Source organism: Azoarcus sp. CIB, assembly GCF_001190925.1.
GTDB lineage: Bacteria > Pseudomonadota > Gammaproteobacteria > Burkholderiales > Rhodocyclaceae > Aromatoleum.
On record NZ_CP011072.1, the window covers coordinates 4,784,370 to 4,800,801 of the forward strand.

Below are 16,432 nucleotides of genomic sequence, written 5' to 3' on the forward strand. Positions count from 1 at the left end.
CCATGAGGATGCGCCTGCCAGCCGCAGTCCGGATGCTAGAATATTACGCAGGCATGGCCGCGGATGATTTGCGGCGCTTACGGCCTGCGTCGCACACCATCCCCGTCGAAAACCCCTCGCCCCCTGCCGCGTACCCGCCGTGACCGGTCTTGCCATCCTTCTCGTCGGCCACTCGCTGTTCAGCGCCCTGAGCATCGCGCTGACGCATTTCCGCAGCGAGCATTACCGCGACCAGCCCGTGTCGCGGGCCATGGGCCTGATCCTCCTGCTGGCGCTGAGCGGGCTGCAGGCCGCCCATTTCGCCTGGCTGTACCTCGATCTCGAGTGGGTCACCGAGCTCCCTTACCGCATGATCCTGTTCGCCGTGGCGCCGGCTTTCTATATGTTCAGCCGCCCCTTGCTGCGCCCGCAGGCTGCTTCCCCGAACCGCCCCGCCCTGCTCGGTCACGCCCTCCCGCTCCTGATCTGCCCTTTCCTGCCGGAAGGGTCGGCCTTGCCGCTGGCATTCCTGGTCGGCGCCGGCTATCTGCTGTGGCTCGCACGCAGCCTGTTCCGGCTTCGCCACGAGCGCGCCCATTTCCATCTCGAGCTGATCTTGCTCGGGGGCGTCTTCACGATCGCGATCGGCGTCTCGGCGCTCGGGCTCGCGCAGGCATCGCTGCCCGACAGGCTGTTCTTCAGCCTGTACGCGATTGCCATCGGGCTGGCCTTCCTCCTTGTGCAGACGACGCTCGTCCTTCGGCCGCAGTTGTCCGCCGAAGTGCGTGAAACGGTGCAGGCCGCGTACGCCACGTCGACGCTCAACAACGTGGACTGCGATGCGATGCTCGCCAGGCTCGAGGCACTCATGGCAAGCGACCGCATCTACGCCGATCCGGACCTGAGCCTGCCGGGGCTTGCCGAGCGGGTCGGACTCCGTTCCCATCAGCTGTCGGAACTGCTCAATGCCAGGCTGGGGAAAAGCTTCGCGCGCTACCTACGCGAGCGGCGCCTGGCCGCTGCCAAGGCCATGCTGTGCGACGAGCCCTCGGCTTCGGTGCTGTCGGTGGGCCTCAGCGTCGGCTTCACCTCGCAGTCGAACTTCTACGACGCGTTTCGTGAGGTCGAGGGGACGACGCCCGGCCAGTTCCGCAAGCTCAACGCCCGGAGCGGGGCGACGCAATAGCCTTCAACGACGACCAACCGCTCCGGAATGATCCTTCTGGAGCCGAAAAGCGTTCCTTTTCGATAAGAACGGAAGTTCCGCCAGGCACCGTTCCGCAAAGTGGGGGCTCCTGTCATACGAAAGGAGCCCCACATGAACATCCTGCTCAGCGGCGCCAGCGGCTTCATCGGGCGCAACATCGCGACGGCGCTCACTGCCGCCGGCCATCACGTCACCCCCGCCGCACGCGGGAACGGTATCGATTTCCGCCGCATGCACTCGCCCTCGGACTGGCAAGCGCATCTTGCGGGGATTGACGCAGTCATCAACTGTGTCGGCATCATCGGGGAAAGCGGCAGCCAACGGTTCGCGCCGCTGCACACCCTTGCGCCGTCGGCCCTGTTTCGGGCCTGCGCACAGGCCGGGATTCGCAGGGTGCTGCAGATCTCGGCGCTGGGCGCCGACGAGACGGCGTTTTCCGCCTACCACCTGAGCAAGCGCGCGGCCGACGACTGCCTGCGCAGCCTCGACCTCGACTGGTTCGTGCTGCGCCCCTCCCTGATCTATGGCCGCGGCGGCAAGAGCGCCCGCCTGTTCATGCGCCTGGCCGCGCTGCCCCGCATTCCCGTCATCGGAGACGGGCAGCAAGCGATACAGCCGGTGCACATTGGCGACGTAGTGGCGACCGTCTTGCGCTGCCTCGGGTCGCCGCAGGTCCGGCAGACGCTCGACATCGTCGGCCCGGAAACCGTCACGTTCGCGGATTGGCTGCAGCGCATGCGCGAGGCCCAAGGCCTGCCTCGCGCCCGGCTCGTCCGCATCCCCGTTTCCCTGGCGACGGCCCTCGCTCGCGTGGGCCGGTACTTCAACCCGATCCTGCAACCGGAAAACCTGCGCATGCTCGAGATCGGCTACAAGGCCGACCTCCGGCCGCTGGCGCAGTTCCTGGGGCGCATGCCGCGCACCGCCGAGGCACGCCTGTTCTTCTCGGATGGCGCCGATCCAGGGAGCGCATCATGACCTACACCCTGCTCAAGACCTTCCATGTCCTTAGCATGGTGCTGCTGTTCGGCACCGGCCTCGGCAGCGCGTTCTACAAGTGGATGGCCGACCGCAGCGGGAATCTGGCCCACATCGCCGTCACCAACCGGCATGTGGTGCTGGCCGACTGGATCTTCACGACCCCGACGGTGATCCTCCAGCCCGTCAGCGGCTTGTGGATGGTATTCCTGCTCGGCGTACCGGTCATGACGCCCTGGGTGGTCGCGAGCCTGATCCTGTTCCTTCTTGCGGGCGCCTGCTGGCTGCCCGTGGTGTGGCTGCAGATCCGCATGCAGAAGATCGCCGAGGAAGCCGTCGCCCGCGAGACGCCCTTACCCGCGCTGTACTGGCATATGGCGCGCTGGTGGTTCTGGCTGGGCGTCCCCGCCTTCACCGCGATGGTGCTGGTGGTGGCCTTGATGGTGTTCAAACACGTTCCGGGAGTCGGATCATGAAGAGTCTCATGCAACAGGCGCTGGGGGCCGACTGGGAAAAGCTGCCGCCCGCATTGCAAGCCCATTACCGCTTCGGCACGAACACCGACACCGGGCAGATGGAAATCCAGTACCCCGGGTACCTACAGCCCCTGCTGAGCGCCCTGCGGCTCCTTGGCGCCCTGGTGAATCGTCGTGGCAGGCGGGTCGATACGGTGGTCGAAAAGGAGGTGGTCGGCGAGCGCCAGTACTGGCGCAGAACCGTCACCTACCCCGACGGAAGGGTGATCCGCTTCGACAGCTTCTGGGTCTCTGCGGGAGGCGGAGAGCTCATCGAATTCGTCAATCCCGTACTCGGGCTGCAGATGGCTCCGTACGTCCGGGGGGAGCGGCTGCATTATCGCGGCGTGCGCTACGTTGCCAGGCTCGGGCCGCTGCTGCTGCGGATTCCCGAATGGCTGGTGCTCGGGCACGCCACCATCGTCGAGGAGGCGGTCGATGACACCCGGTTCGCCATGGATTTTCGCCTCACGCACCCGCTGCTGGGCGAGGTCTTCCGCTACGCGGGTGAGTTCCAGACCGCCTCGAGCGGATGTTGAGGCTCATGGCGGCGCTCCTTCAGGTGTTGCAGGTCGCGCGGGCGAGCGCGGCGCGCACCTTCGCGACGTCGAAGCTGCGCCAGCGCGCAGCGACATGCTGGTCGGGGCGGATCAGGTAGCACGTGCCCGGCTTGAGGTCGTAGCGTTCGCGGATGCGGCCTTTCGCGTCGATCAGCGTCGCGAGGCGCGCGGGCGCCGTGCCGCGCTCGGCGACGACCCGGGTCTCGACGGGGATCGCGCCTGCGGCGAGCGCCGCGAAAGTGTCGGCCGTCGCGGCATCGACGTCCCCCACATCCGGCATGCAGTACAGCAGCAGGAAGCGGTTGCCGGCCGCCTGCAGCAGCCACTTCTCGCCGCCCTCGCTCTCGACCGGGGCGTCGTCCATCGGCGCACCGGGCACCATGTTGCCGGCGAACACCTCCGTGTCCGGGGTGTTGAGGCGCGACTCGACGAGGACGCTCGGCATCGACAGGCGCCCCGAATTCACCAGCGCACGCGCGAACGGATAGTCCTTCGCCAGCCCCAGCACGGCGTTGCGAAAGGTCCGGCTGGTCGCGCTCTTGGGCGTGATGAAGTCGGTCGAGCGCGTCGAGTTCATGAGGTTCTCGTCGGCGGCGGCGACGCGTTCTTCCGAATAGGTATCCAGCAGCGCTTCGGGCGCCCTGCCGTCCAGCACGAGCTTGAGCTTCCACACCAGGTTGTCGGTGTCCTGGATGCCGGCGTTCGCGCCACGCGCGCCGAAGGGCGAGACCTGGTGCGCGGCGTCGCCCGTGAACAGCAGCCGCCCGTGGCGGAAGGCGTGCATGCGCCGGCACTGGAAGGTGTAGACGCTGACCCACTCGAGCTCGAATTCGCGCTCTTCGGTTGCGTGCCATCCCAGCATCGCCTTGATGCGCGGGATCACCTTCTCCGGCTTCTTCTCCTCCTCCGGATCGACGTTCCAGCCGAGCTGGAAGTCGATGCGCCACACGTTGTCGGCCTGGCGGTGCAGCAGCACCGACTGGTTCGGATGGAAGGGCGGGTCGAACCAGAACCAGCGCTCGGTCGGGTAATCCGCCTTCATCACGACATCGGCAATCAGGAAGCGGTCCATGAAGATCTTGCCTTCGATGTCCAGCCCCATCATGTGGCGGATCGGGCTGCGCGCGCCATCGGCGACCACCACCCAGTCGGTGTCGATCGCGTACGCACCGTCGACGGTCTCGACGCGCAGCGCGACGCGATCGCCGTGGTCGGTCACCGCGATCACGTTGTTCTTCCAGCGCATGTCGATGTTGGGCAGCGACTGCGCGCGGCGCACGAGGTATTCCTCGAGGTAGTACTGCTGCAGGTTGATCATGCCCGGGCGGTGGTGGTCCGGCTCCGGGCACAGGTTGAAGTTGAACACTTCCTGCTCGCGGAAGAAGGTGCGGCCGACGTTCCACGACACGCCCTTCTGCACCATCTCCTCGGCGCAACCGAGGCGGTCCATGATCTCGAGCGCACGCTTCGCGTAGCACACGCCGCGCGAACCGATTGACACGGTGTCGTCGTTGTCGAGCAGCACGACCGGCACGCCGTGGATCGCGAGATCGATCGCCGCCACGAGGCCGACGGGGCCGGCGCCGACGACCACGACCGGATAGCGTCCGTCGCGCCCCTCGGCGATCTCCGGCGGGCGCCGGTATTCGAACCTCGGGTACTGGAACGTGCTCAGCACGGGGGGGCTCCTCCTGAGTTCCAATCGCTGACGGCGCCACCTTCTGCGGGCGGGGAATGAATTTCATCCTAGTCGGCGATTTGTTTATCGTCAATTCGTTTGCTATCGTTTAATCTCAATCAAAGAAGGCGATCCGCGCAACTGCTAAGATTCGCCCTCCATGGGAGACAAGAACTTGGACAACGAAACGCGCGCGGAGCGCCCGGACGAACGGGTCGGCAAACAAGGCGGCGACCGGCGCGGCATCCAGTCGATCGAGGTCGGCGGCGCGCTGCTGCAGGCGCTGGTGCGCCAGGGCGCGCCGATGATCCTCAAGGAGCTCGCGCGCGAGGCACGCATGCCGCCGGCCAAGGCCCACCCCTACCTCGTGAGCTTCGGCAAGCTCGGCCTGATCGAGCAGGACCCGCTCACCGGCCGCTACGGACTGGGCGCCTTCGCGCTGCAGATGGGGCTGTCGGCGCTGCACGGCGTCAATCCGCTGCGCGTCGCGACCCCAGAGGCCGCCAGGCTGTCCGACGAGATTCAGCAGAACGTCGCGATTGCCGTTTGGGGCAACCAGGGGCCCACCATCGTCAGCATCGAGGAATGCAGCCGCCAGGTGCACGTGAACATGCGCGTCGGCACGGTCATGGATCTCCTGACGTCGGCGACCGGACGCACTTTCGCCGCCTTCCTCCCGACGCGCGTGACCCACGCGCTGATCGAGGAGGATTTCGCCCGCCTCTCGGCGGCCAACGACGCCCCCACGCGCGCGCAACTCGCATCGGAACTCGCCGAAATTCGCCGCGAGCGCCTCGCCCGCGCGGTCGGCAAACCCATCCCCGGCATCAACGCCTTCACCGCCCCGGTGTTCGACCACAACGGCCACCTCGCGCTGGCGATCACCGCGATGGGCCCGGCCGCGAACTTCGACCCTGCGTGGGACGGGCCGGTGGCGACGAAACTGCGCGCCTGTGCGGAAGCAATCTCGGCGCGACTGGGCAGCACCGGGACCTGACGCGTGCGCGGGCGGCACGCGGACACGCGGTTACGCGGCGTGGCCCGCACAGGCGCCCGGCTCATGCGGGCGACGCGCTTCGTCACGCTCACGGCCGCCCTTGCGCTGCCGGGCGCCACCGTCGCACAGATGGCGACCGCAAGCCCGCTCGTCGCCGTCGACGTCGGCCACACGCTGGACGCCCCGGGCGCGATCAGCGCCCGCGGCCGCACGGAGTTCGAGTTCAACCGCGAGCTCGCCGGGCGCGTCGTCGCGGCCCTCGAACGACTCGGCCTGCGCGCCGAACTGATCAATGCCGACGGCCGCATCGAGTCGCTGCAGGCGCGGCCGGAGCGCGCTGCGCAGGCGGCGTTCCTCATCTCGATCCACCACGACTCGGTCGGCGAGCGGTACCTCACGCCTTGGGAATGGCAGGGCATGGCGCTCGATTTCAGCGATGCGTGGGCGGGCCACTCGCTCTTCGTGTCGCGCCGCAATCCCGACGTCGCGGCCAGCCTGATGTGCGCCTCGGCGATTGGCGCAAGGTTGCAGCGCGCGGGCTTCGTGCCGACGGAGAAGAACGGCCGCCGGCGCGAATACGCCGACGCGCAGCATGCGACCCATTTTTACGACAACCTCGTCGTGCTCTACCGCGCGCAGCAACCGGCGCTGCTGTTCGAGGCCGGCGTGATCAAGCACCGCGACGAGGAGTTGCTGCTGCGCGACCCGGAGCGCCAGCAGCGCATGGCCGAGGAGATCGCCACCGGCGTCGCCGCCTGCGTCACGGCAGGCGGCCTCGCCGCGGCACGGCACGCTGACTGAGGAAGGAGCGAGGCTACTTCAGGCTCGCCATGTACTGCACGACGGACTCGATGTTCGCCTCGCCGAGTTGGCCGACAGCTGCGCTCATCTCGGCATTGGTGCGCTCGCCGCTGCGCGCCAGGTAGCGCTTCATGCTCAGCCGCAGGTAGGTCGGCTGCTGGCCGGCGATGCGCGCGAAGGTCTCCGTGCCATAGCCGTCCGCCTGGTGGCAGGCCACGCACAGGCGCTTGTAGTGGCCGGCACCGGCGGTGGCTGCAGGCGGCGGCGGAGCGACGGCAGCGGTCGCCGGTTGGTTCGCGTAGAACAGGGCGATGGCCGCCTTCTCGCGGTCGCCCAGGACCTTCATCAGACCCTGCATGAACTCGTTGCGGCGCTTGCCGGACAGAAAGGCGTCGATCTGGCTGACGATGTAGGCCGGATTCTGGCTGGCGAGGTTGGGCACCTCCGGATAGCGGGCGATGCCCTTGTCGCCGTGGCAGTTCTTGCAGAAGAAGGCAGCGGCATCGCCTTCGCGCACGAGGGCCGCGCGGGTTGCGGGATCGGCTGTCGCCTTTGCGATCAGCTGCATCACCGCCTCGTTGCCGGCGAACGCCGTGCCGGTGCAGGCGCCGATCAGCAGCGCCGCGAAGAGAGCCAGACGGCTCCGGATCATGTTCGATTCCCCCGGGGAGAGTGGCGCGCCTTGGCGGCACGCGGTTATGCCGGCAGCAAGGCCGCTGGCGGACAAAGGCCCGCATTTGAGCATGGTTTCAGGGCCCCGGTCCACGGGCGCCGGCGCACGCTCAGACGAAGACCGGCTCGGGCTCAAGATGCACGCCGAAGCGCGCGAAGACGTCGTCCTGGATCGCCCGCGCGATGCGTTCGACATCGGCGCCGGTCGCGCCGCCGCGATTGACGAGCACTAGCGCCTGCTGCTCGTAGGCGCCGACGGGACCCAGGTCGCGCCCCTTCCAGCCGCTGCGGTCGATCAGCCAGCCGGCCGCGAGCTTGAAGCGGCCGTCGGGCTGCGCGTAACGCGGCAGGTCGGGATGGGCGGCGTCGAGCCGCGCGAGCACCGCGGCATCGACGACGGGATTCTTGAAGAAGCTGCCGGCATTGCCGATGCGCGCGGGATCAGGCAGCTTACGCTGGCGGATGGCGATGACGGCATCCGAAACGTCCGGCGCGGACGGCACAGCGATGTCCCGCGCCGCGAGCTCGCGCGCGACGTCGGCATAACCCGTGACCGGCAGCCAGCGCTTGGGCAGGCGGAAGGTGACGGTGGTGATCAGCACGCGACCCGCGAGTTCCTGCTTGAACACGCTGTCGCGGTAGGCGAAGCGGCAGTCCGCCGCGTCGAGCCTCTGCATCTCGCCGGTGTCCAGCGACACCGCCTGCAGGCAGTGGAAGCGCTCGGCCATCTCGAGTCCGTAGGCGCCGATGTTCTGCACCGGGGCGGCACCGACGGTGCCGGGAATCAACGACAGGTTTTCCAGGCCCGGCCAGCCTTGCGCCAGCGTCCAGCGCACGAAATCGTGCCAGTTCTCACCCGCGCCCGCCTCGACGTACCACGCGTCGGCGTCCTCGTCGACGAGGCGGCGCCCGGCGATCTCGACCTTCAGCACCAGGCCGGGGAAGTCGCGCGTGAGCACGAGATTGCTGCCGCCACCCAGCACCAGGCGCGGCAGCGACCACTCCGGGCTGGCGATCAGCGCGACGACCTGCGCCGCGTCTTCGATGGTGGCGAGCCGGGCAGCGCGCGCCGGCAGGCCGAAGGTATTGAAGGGGCGCAGATCGGCGTCGGACACGATCGCGGGCATGGCGGCAGTCACGGACAACTCATTTCGCACGGACGAGTGCCTCGGTCGCGGTCGATTCGATGGGGAAGATGCGGTCGTAACCGAGGTTGAAGGCGAAGGCGTAGATCACGTACGCCGTGGCGAGTCCGAGATCGGCGATCAGCGCGTCCAGCCAGCCCATGCCGGTCCACGCCATGATCACCGGCAGGGTCATCAGCAGCAGGCCGCCCTCGAAGCCGAGCGCGTGCAAGGCGCGCAGCGCGAAGGGGCGGCGGTCGGCGGTGCGGCCGGTGCGGCGCCCCTCGATCCAGTCGAAGGCGGTGTTATAGATGGCGTTCCACAGCGCGGCCATCAGCGCGGTGACGGCGAGCAGGCCCAGCGAATCGCCCATCGGCACGCCGCTCAGCCACGCAAAGGGCGGGGTGGTGAGGGCGAGACCGCCGATTTCGAACAGGATCACCTGTCGGGCGCGATCCCGGGCGGACCGGAGTTTGGGGTGATGGACGGGCAAGGAAGCAGGACTCGGAGGGGCGACCCGAGAAGATAGAACCTCGCCCCCCCAAAATCAACTGCTGCACCGCAACAGTGTCGTCGCGGGCTGCGCCGTCAGCGCCCGCCTTCGAACTGGCCGAAGGGCGGGCGGCGACGCTGCTGCTCTTCCTCGCCGCTGCCACGGTTGTCCCGTTGCGGCGCTTCGCGCTGGATGCGCTGGCGTTCGGCCTGACGCTGCTGTTGTTCGGCCTGACGCTGCTGCTCGGCCTGCCGTTGTTGCTGCTCGGCCTGGCGCTGTTGCTGGAGCTGCATCTGGCGCTGCTGCACCTCACGCTCCCGCTGCTCCGTCTGCTGGCGCAGCGCATCGCGCCGGCGTTCCTGCTCCTGCGCCTGCATCGCCTGCTGGCGGCCGCGTTCTTCGCGCTGTTGCTCGATCTGCTGCCGGCGCGCCTCGCGCTCACCCACCTCCTGCTGGCGCTGCGCTTCGAGCCGTTGCTGACGTTCCTGCTGGCGCTGTTCGACCTCCTCACGCTGGGCACGGCGAGCCTCGTCGCGCCGCTGCTCCTGCTGTTCGCGCAGGGCGGAGCGCTGACGCTGCTGCTCTTCCTGCTGCGCGGCCTCGCGTCGTCCCTGCTCCTCGCGCTCCCGCAAGTTCTGCTGGCGCAGCCCCTCGAGGCGCTCCTGCCGCGTCGCCGCCTCGTCGCGCCGTTCCTGACGCAACTGCTCGCGGCGCTGGTCCGGCTGCTCGCGCTGGAGCTGGCGCTGGCGTTGCTGTTCCTGCTCGCGTACAGCGCGCTCGTCGCGCTCGCGCGCCTGCTGCTGGCGCAGCGCCTCGGTGCGCTCCTGGCGTGACTCCGGGCGCTGCGGGCGCTCGGCCTGACGCTGCTCGCGGATGGCCTGCTGGCGCTCGTCGCGCTCGCCGCGCGGCTGCATGAACTGGGCCGGCTGCACGGTGCGCATGCGCGTGCCGTCGGGGCGCACCACCTCGCGACTCGGGAAGCCGCGTCGCTCCCATTCGCGGAAGCGGTGCTCGCGACGGCGCTCGACGTCGAGCGCAACCGGCTTGGGCGCTCGCAGGATACGTTCCGACACCCGCGTCACCGCCTCGCTGCGGTCGCGGAACGCGTAGCGCACCTGCCGCGGAGTCTTCACGACGCGATCGATCTCGATCACATTGGTGATGTGGGTGATGTTGACCTGGCGCACGTAGGTCGGGCTGTAACGGTAGTGCGGCACATACACTTCGCGCGGCGCGAGCGGGAACCAGCTGACGTTGGGCAGACCGGAGGTGTAGGTGATGCTCACGCCCGGCGTGCCGATCCACCCGACCAGCGCCGGCGCGTAGACCGGGCGCGCGATGTAGCGCCCCGGCACCCAGGCCCACACGCTGCGGATGCGCACCCAGCGGCCGTAGTGGAAGGGCGCGAAGCCCCACGGCGCATCGTCGACCCAGGTCCAGCCCCACGGCGCGATCGAAACCCAGCGGCCGTAGCGGTAGGGCGCCCAGCCATAGGGCACCTCGCGCGGGAACCACACCGGGCCGTAGTCGTCGTACTCGCGCCAGTCGCCGTGTTCGTGCAGGTCCTCGGCACCGGTCATTTCGGGCGAAACATAATTGTTGCGCGCGACGCGGTCGTCGCGCTGGTCGCGCGCGAAGGACCACTCCATGAAGTCGTCCTCGTCGGGCTCGTCCCACTGAACGTTGGTCGGCCCGTCGCTCCAGATCTGGGCGCGGCGCCCCTCGGTGACGCCGACGTGGCGGTCGTCGGTGCGGAAATCCATATGACCGCGGTGGTTGCTCACCAGCGTTCCCGAATCGACGAAGTCGACGCGGTACTGGCCGGGTTCGGCGGGGATGGCAACGCCGTCGCGCGTCTCGACTTCGATCGCGTCCTCGCGGTCGGCGTTGCGGATGCGCAGTGCGACGCTGCCTTCCTTGAGGCGCACGCGGATGCGCTCGTCGTCGAGCTGCAGCACCTCGACCGAGGTCGCCTGGTCGAGGCGCAGGACGCTCGATCCGATGCGCAGTTCGGCGCGCGCGTCGGCTTCGGTCGCGATCTCGTCGCCGGTCGTGACCGGCAGGTTCACGGCCGCGCTCACCCAGTCGCGGCTGCCGTCGCGGCGCAGGGCAACGTCGCCCTCGACGACGGACAGCCGTCCCGCACGTGAGGGCGGGTCGGCCAGGACAGTGCCACTCGCGCCCGTCAGGGCAAGCACCAGCGGCACGATGAACAGCAGTCGCAAGGCGTTCTTCAGATTGCGGACCATTTCGGTGTCACTCCGGACTAGCCCCTACCGGGGCGGACAGATCCGGTACGCCTCGCGTCCTCCGCAAACGCACCGGAATCTGGAGTATTCAACGGCCATCAAATACCGTTGCCGACCACCCACACAAATCTTTTCAATTCGGCGGCCGCGCGCGCTCCGCCTCGCCCTGCCCCTCCGGCGCCGGCACCAGCGGACGCACCTCGCCGGTGGCCATGCCCGCATCCGGGTTGCCGCGCGACGGCTCTTCGGCTGCGGCGTCTGCATCGCGCGCGGCCTCGGTCGGCGGCACACGCGCCGGCTCGGGCTCGGCGACGGTCTGGCTGAGGTAGGGCAACAGCGTCGGGGCCATCGACTTGAGTATCTGCACCGGCAGACCCGAGGTGAATTTGAACGACGCGGCGTCCGCTCCGATCACGTACGCGGTCAGCGTGCCGAAGTGACGCGGGCCGAGGTAGAAGACGAAGGTGGCGGTGCGGTTCATTGCCACCCCCCCCTTCAACTGGCCGCGCGCGCCCGATATCACGATGCGGTTGTCGCCGGTGCCCGTCTTGCCACCGACCACGAGCGGCGTGCCGTCGGGCGCCGCGAAGGCACCGGCGAGGCGGCGGGCGGTGCCGCCCTCGACGACTTCGGACAGGGCACCGCGCAGGGCCGTCGCGACCTCGGAGGACATCACGCGCTCGCCCTCGCTCGGCCGGCGCGCGAACACGGTCTCGTACGGCGTGTCCGGCGCGAAGTGCATGCGGTCGATACGCGCGGTCGGCAGGCGCACGCCGTCGTTAACGATGATGCCCATCAGCTCGGCCAGCGCCGCGGGGCGGTCGCCGGCACTGCCCAGCGCCGTCGCGAGCGAGGGCACCAGGCGGTTGAACGGATAGCCCAGGCGCACCCAGCGGCGGTGGATGTCGAGGAAGGCCTCGACCTCGAGAATCGTGTAGATGCGCGTGTCCTGGGCGCCCTTGTAGCGGGTACGGAACAGCCAGCGGTACACGGCCTGGCGCTCGGCCTTGCTCGCGGCGACCACCTCGTCGAAGCTCGCGTCGGGATGGGTGGCGAGATAGCCGGCGAGCCACAGCTCCAGCGGGTGCACGCGCGCGATGAAGCCCTGGTCGGGCAGATCGAAGGAGCCCGGCGCATAGCGCTTGTACAGCGCGCCCAGCCGCTCTGCGCCGAGCTCCGCAGCCGGCAGACGCTCCGCCACGAAGGCCGAGAAGGTCTTCAGGTCGGCCTGCGGGTTGAGGTAGCGGTAGGTCGCAGCGAGACGGTCGGCGCTCGGACGCAGGCCGTCCATGAAGGTCGCGCGGATCTTCTCCGGGCTCTGACCCTTGTACTTGCGCCAGAAGCGCCGCATGAAGACCTGCGCCTCGCGGTCGGCGAACTTGGCGAGATATTCGCTGCGGCGCGGATCGTCGTCGTCCTGCAGCAGCTTCGCGGTACTGCCGGGCACCGCGTACATCGTGTGGCGCACGATGTCGCGCATCAGGCGCACGAAGGGCAGGTTGATCGAGGCCTGCAGCGCCTGGCGGATCGTCGGCACGCGGCCGTCGTCTTCCTTGCGGAAGTTGTTGAAGGTGTGCAAGCCCCCGCCGGTGAAGAAGGCCTCGCCGGGGCCGGCCGAATAGTTGCGCTCCAGCGCCGCTTCGAGCATCGCCGGCAGGTTGCGGTCCTGCGTGCGGATCAGGTAGTCGATCGCCCAGCGCGTGATCGCGTCGTGGCGGTCGACCTGGACTGCGCGCAGTTCGGCCAAGGACTGCGACGCGTGGCGCTGGTGCAGCTCGGCGATGATTTCGAGGTAGGTCGCGAGCACGCGCAGCTTGGCCGTGGAACCAAGCTCGAGCTTGCTGCCCTCGTTGATGTCGAGCGGCTGGTCGGTGGTGTCGGTCTGCACGCGCACGCGGTTGCCGCCCGGCGTGCGCTCGAACAACGTGAAGCTGTAATGCACCTTGTCGAGCTGCGCCGGGGTGAGCAGACGCTCGCCGATGACGCCGGCGTTGCGGCCGAACTCGGGTTCGGCGAGACGCTGCAGGTAGCCGGTGACGACCTCCTGCAGCTTGCCGTCGAGCGTCGTCGAGGCCCGCAAGTCGAGGCGGTCGAGGTCGTAGAGCGACACGTCGAGCATGCCCGCGATGCGCGTGCGCACCAGCGTCGAACCCTTGTCGGCCGGTACCGGCACGCGCGCGGGGTCGACTGCGGGGTCGCGGAACACGAGCTTCGCCTTGAGGCCCGCATCGCGCAGGCCGGGCCCGATCAGCCCGCCTTCGGCGAGGATGCGCAGGTGCGCATCGGCGAGCTTGGCGAGATCGTCGCGGCCGCGGCCCAGGTAGTGCGAAGGGCGGCGGTGCGCGATCATCAGCGCGAGCACCTGGCGCAGCGCGAGGCCCTGCTCGGCGAGTTCGTCGCCGCTCGCCTCGTCCTTCGCCAGCAGTGCGTTCACGCGCGCGAAATCCGCACCGAACCACACCCACAGGCCGTCGCCCAGACCATGCACCTCGCCATACACGGGCGCGGCCGACAGCGGCACGGTGTTGAGGTAGTCGAGCACCAGTTCGCGCCGCGCCGGCAGCGTTTCCGCGCCATCACGGTAGGCGCGCACGCTAGCGGACACCATCTGGCGCAGCTTCTCCCGCGGCGAGTGGGTGACGCCGTCGGGCGAGTGACGGTATTTCTCGATCTGCGTGGCGAGGGTGCTGCCGCCGGGGCTGTTGAGGTCTTCGTCGACGACCTTCGCGAGCTGGGCGAAGATCGCGCGGCCGAAGCGCGCCCAGTCGACGGCCGGGTTCATGTGCGGCCGCTCGGGATCCAGCAGGTCGCGGTTCTCGATGAACAGCAGCCCCTGCACGATGCGCGGCGGGATGCTGTCGAACTCGGCGTAATGGCGGATCGGATAGCGCGTCGCGTACAGCGATTCGTCGCGCGCGTCACTGACCGCCAGGCCGCTATGCGTCTTTTCGCGGTAGGGCGGGAAATAGCCACGGCTGGCGTAGTCGAGCAGCGCGTCGGAGAAACGCGCCTGGCGTTCGATCGCGTAACCGCGCGCGGCGAGGCGCTCGGAGAAATCCCTGAGCTGGGTGTAGCCCAGACGCTGGTCGAAGGGGCCGTGCTCGGGGAAGCGGATCGCCTCGCTCGGGCCGGGCTGGACCTCGTAGGCGAGCTTCGCCGCGTAGCGCGGGATCTCGCGCGACTGCAGCCAAGACGTTTCGCTTTCGTAATACGCCGCGACGCCGCCGACGATGATCGCCAGGACACACAACCAGAACAGCGAGCGCCGCAGCGTCCTGAGCCACCCTCGCCGTTCCGGCTTCTTGTTGCTGGTGTTACCTGACACGTTGGCGCCCGAATGCATGTGATGCGGGGATTATCCAGCATCGGCACGCCATGCAGATACCCGTGTTGCGTGGAGGAAACAGCTGCGCCGTGCTGCGGCGCAGCATCCGCTGCCCAATTCCGGGGCCGATTCCCCCGCTCAGGCGAGCACCTGACCGTGCTCGCGCGTCGCGTGGAAGCCGACCTTGGGCCACTTCTCCATCGTCACTTCGAGGTTGTAGCGGCTGGTGGCGAGATACACGGGGTTGCCGTCCACATCCTTGCCGATGCGCATCGCCTGCTCGCGCTCGAAGTTGCGCCGCGTGAGCTCGTCGGGGAAGGTGAGCCAGCGCGCGGTGTGGATGTCGGCCGATTCGAAGATCGCGTCGACCTTGTACTCGTCCTTCAGGCGCTGCGCGACGACTTCGAACTGCAGCTGGCCGACCGCGCCGAGCAGCATGTTGCCGCCTTCCTGCTCGAACACCTGGATCGCGCCTTCCTCGCCCAGCTCCTGCAGGCCCTTCTGCAGCTGCTTGGACTTGAGCGGGTCGCGCAGGCGCGCGGCGCTGAAGAGTTCCGGCGAGAAGTAGGGGATGCCCTTGTAGCCGAGGTTCTCGCCTTCGGTGAGGGTGTCGCCGATGTGCAGCTGGCCGTGGTTGTGGATGCCGATGATGTCGCCGGCGACGCCATCCTCCATCAGCACGCGTTCGTTGGCCATGAAGGTCAGCGCGTTGGCGAGCTTCATCTCGCGCCCCATGCGCACGTGCTTGACCTTCATCCCCGAGGTGTAGCGCCCCGAGCAGATGCGGAAGAAGGCGATGCGGTCGCGGTGCTTGGGGTCCATGTTCGCCTGGATCTTGAACACGAAGCCGGTGAAGGGTGCCTCGGCAGGCTGTACGAGGCGCGTGCCGGCGTCGTTCACGCCCGCCGTATTGACGCCAGCGACTCGCGGCTGCGGCGGCGGCGCCCAGTCGAGCAGCGCCTGCAGGATCTCCTGCACGCCGAAGTTGTTGATACCGGAACCGAAGAACACCGGCGTCTGCTTGCCGGCGAGGAAGTCGCCGAGCGAGAACGGGCTCGATGCGCCCTGGATCAGCTCGACATCCTCGCGCAACTTGCCGACTTCGAGCGGGAACAACTCGTCGAGCTGGGCGTTGGCGATGCCCTTGATGAGCTCGCCCTCGCTGCGCTTTTCCTCGCCCGCGGTGAAGCGCAGCACGCGATCCTCGAGCAGCTGATACACGCCGCGGAAGCTCTTGCCCATGCCGATCGGCCAGGTGATCGGGGCGCAGTCGATCTTCAGCACCTCCTCGATCTCCTGCAGCAGGTCGAAGGTCTCGCGCACCTCGCGGTCCATCTTGTTCACGAAGGTGATGATCGGCGTGTTGCGCAGCCGGCACACCTCGAGCAGCTTGATCGTCTGCGCCTCGACGCCCTTCGCGGCGTCGATCACCATCACCGCCGCATCCACCGCGGTCAGCACGCGGTAGGTGTCTTCCGAGAAGTCCTGGTGGCCCGGGGTGTCGAGCAGGTTGATGGTGTGCCCCTGGTACTCGAACTGCATCACCGAGCTGGTCACCGAGATGCCGCGCTGCTTTTCGACTTCCATCCAGTCGGAGGTCGCGTGGCGCGCGCTCTTGCGCGCCTTGACGGTGCCGGCGAGCTGGATCGCGCCGCCGAACAGCAGCAGCTTTTCGGTCAGCGTGGTCTTGCCGGCGTCGGGGTGGGAGATGATGCCGAAGGTGCGGCGTTTCGCAACGTCGCGCATCAGTTCGGGCGGATAGGGGATGTCGGCCATGGATCGGTTCGCAAAAAAACAAAGCCGCCGGCCGGAATCGGCGAGGCGGAGACAAACGCAATTCTATCAAGGAATTAG

Annotated in this window: 13 protein-coding genes; 6 read left to right on the top strand and 7 right to left on the bottom strand. The window is 68.3% G+C overall.

Features of this window, described 5'->3' with window-relative positions; translation table 11 throughout:
* The first annotated feature begins 139 nt into the window (after window positions 1-139).
* The 4 genes from AzCIB_RS21480 (at window position 140) to AzCIB_RS21495 (ending at window position 3,218) form a co-directional block, all read left to right on the top strand.
* Window positions 140-1,165 carry a helix-turn-helix domain-containing protein gene (locus AzCIB_RS21480; RefSeq protein ID WP_050417767.1) on the top strand — a complete coding sequence of 342 codons (1,026 nt, stop codon included), beginning with the start codon at window positions 140-142 and terminating at the stop codon, window positions 1,163-1,165.
* A 132-nt stretch (window positions 1,166-1,297) separates the two neighbouring features.
* Complete coding sequence (locus AzCIB_RS21485; RefSeq protein ID WP_050417768.1) at window positions 1,298-2,164, top strand: complex I NDUFA9 subunit family protein; 867 nt, start codon at window positions 1,298-1,300, stop codon at window positions 2,162-2,164.
* Window positions 2,161-2,640 (top strand): DUF2269 family protein, encoded by a 480-nt coding sequence (locus AzCIB_RS21490; RefSeq protein WP_050417769.1) that lies wholly within the window; start codon window positions 2,161-2,163, stop codon window positions 2,638-2,640. The genes AzCIB_RS21485 and AzCIB_RS21490 overlap by 4 nt, the downstream gene beginning before the upstream one ends.
* Complete coding sequence (locus AzCIB_RS21495) at window positions 2,637-3,218, top strand: DUF4166 domain-containing protein (RefSeq protein ID WP_050417770.1); 582 nt, start codon at window positions 2,637-2,639, stop codon at window positions 3,216-3,218. Before AzCIB_RS21490 ends, AzCIB_RS21495 begins: the two co-directional genes overlap by 4 nt.
* A 19-nt stretch (window positions 3,219-3,237) precedes the next feature.
* On the opposite strand, the gene AzCIB_RS21500 is transcribed toward AzCIB_RS21495, so the two are convergent.
* Window positions 3,238-4,917: an FAD-dependent oxidoreductase gene (locus AzCIB_RS21500; protein WP_050417771.1), complete on the bottom strand. Its 1,680-nt coding sequence runs from the start codon at window positions 4,915-4,917 to the stop codon at window positions 3,238-3,240.
* 175 nt (window positions 4,918-5,092) lie between these two features.
* Between AzCIB_RS21500 and AzCIB_RS21505 the strand changes: the two genes are divergently transcribed.
* Together AzCIB_RS21505 and AzCIB_RS21510 are read left to right on the top strand one after the other, a co-directional pair.
* Entirely contained in the window at window positions 5,093-5,914 is an 822-nt protein-coding gene (locus AzCIB_RS21505) for an IclR family transcriptional regulator (protein ID WP_050418502.1), read from the top strand.
* A 63-nt stretch (window positions 5,915-5,977) separates the two neighbouring features.
* A complete protein-coding gene (locus AzCIB_RS21510; RefSeq protein ID WP_050417772.1) occupies window positions 5,978-6,715 on the top strand; it encodes an N-acetylmuramoyl-L-alanine amidase family protein in 738 nt (245 codons plus the stop codon).
* Between the two features lie 13 nt (window positions 6,716-6,728).
* On the opposite strand, the gene AzCIB_RS21515 is transcribed toward AzCIB_RS21510, so the two are convergent.
* From AzCIB_RS21515 to AzCIB_RS21540, 6 genes are all read right to left on the bottom strand, one after another.
* Window positions 6,729-7,367 carry a c-type cytochrome gene (locus AzCIB_RS21515; protein ID WP_050417773.1) on the bottom strand — a complete coding sequence of 213 codons (639 nt, stop codon included), beginning with the start codon at window positions 7,365-7,367 and terminating at the stop codon, window positions 6,729-6,731.
* A gap of 130 nt (window positions 7,368-7,497) precedes the next feature.
* Complete coding sequence (gene murB, locus AzCIB_RS21520) at window positions 7,498-8,514, bottom strand: UDP-N-acetylmuramate dehydrogenase (protein WP_050418503.1); 1,017 nt, start codon at window positions 8,512-8,514, stop codon at window positions 7,498-7,500.
* A 19-nt stretch (window positions 8,515-8,533) separates the two neighbouring features.
* On the bottom strand, window positions 8,534-9,004 hold the full coding sequence (locus tag AzCIB_RS21525) for a PACE efflux transporter (RefSeq protein ID WP_050417774.1): 471 nt from the start codon (window positions 9,002-9,004) through the stop codon (window positions 8,534-8,536).
* A gap of 95 nt (window positions 9,005-9,099) precedes the next feature.
* Window positions 9,100-11,253 carry a DUF6600 domain-containing protein gene (locus tag AzCIB_RS21530; RefSeq protein WP_050417775.1) on the bottom strand — a complete coding sequence of 718 codons (2,154 nt, stop codon included), beginning with the start codon at window positions 11,251-11,253 and terminating at the stop codon, window positions 9,100-9,102.
* 133 nt (window positions 11,254-11,386) lie between these two features.
* Window positions 11,387-14,596: a transglycosylase domain-containing protein gene (locus AzCIB_RS21535; RefSeq protein WP_050417776.1), complete on the bottom strand. Its 3,210-nt coding sequence runs from the start codon at window positions 14,594-14,596 to the stop codon at window positions 11,387-11,389.
* Between the two features lie 120 nt (window positions 14,597-14,716).
* Entirely contained in the window at window positions 14,717-16,354 is a 1,638-nt protein-coding gene (locus tag AzCIB_RS21540; protein ID WP_050417777.1) for a peptide chain release factor 3, read from the bottom strand.
* Window positions 16,355-16,432 lie beyond the last annotated feature (78 nt).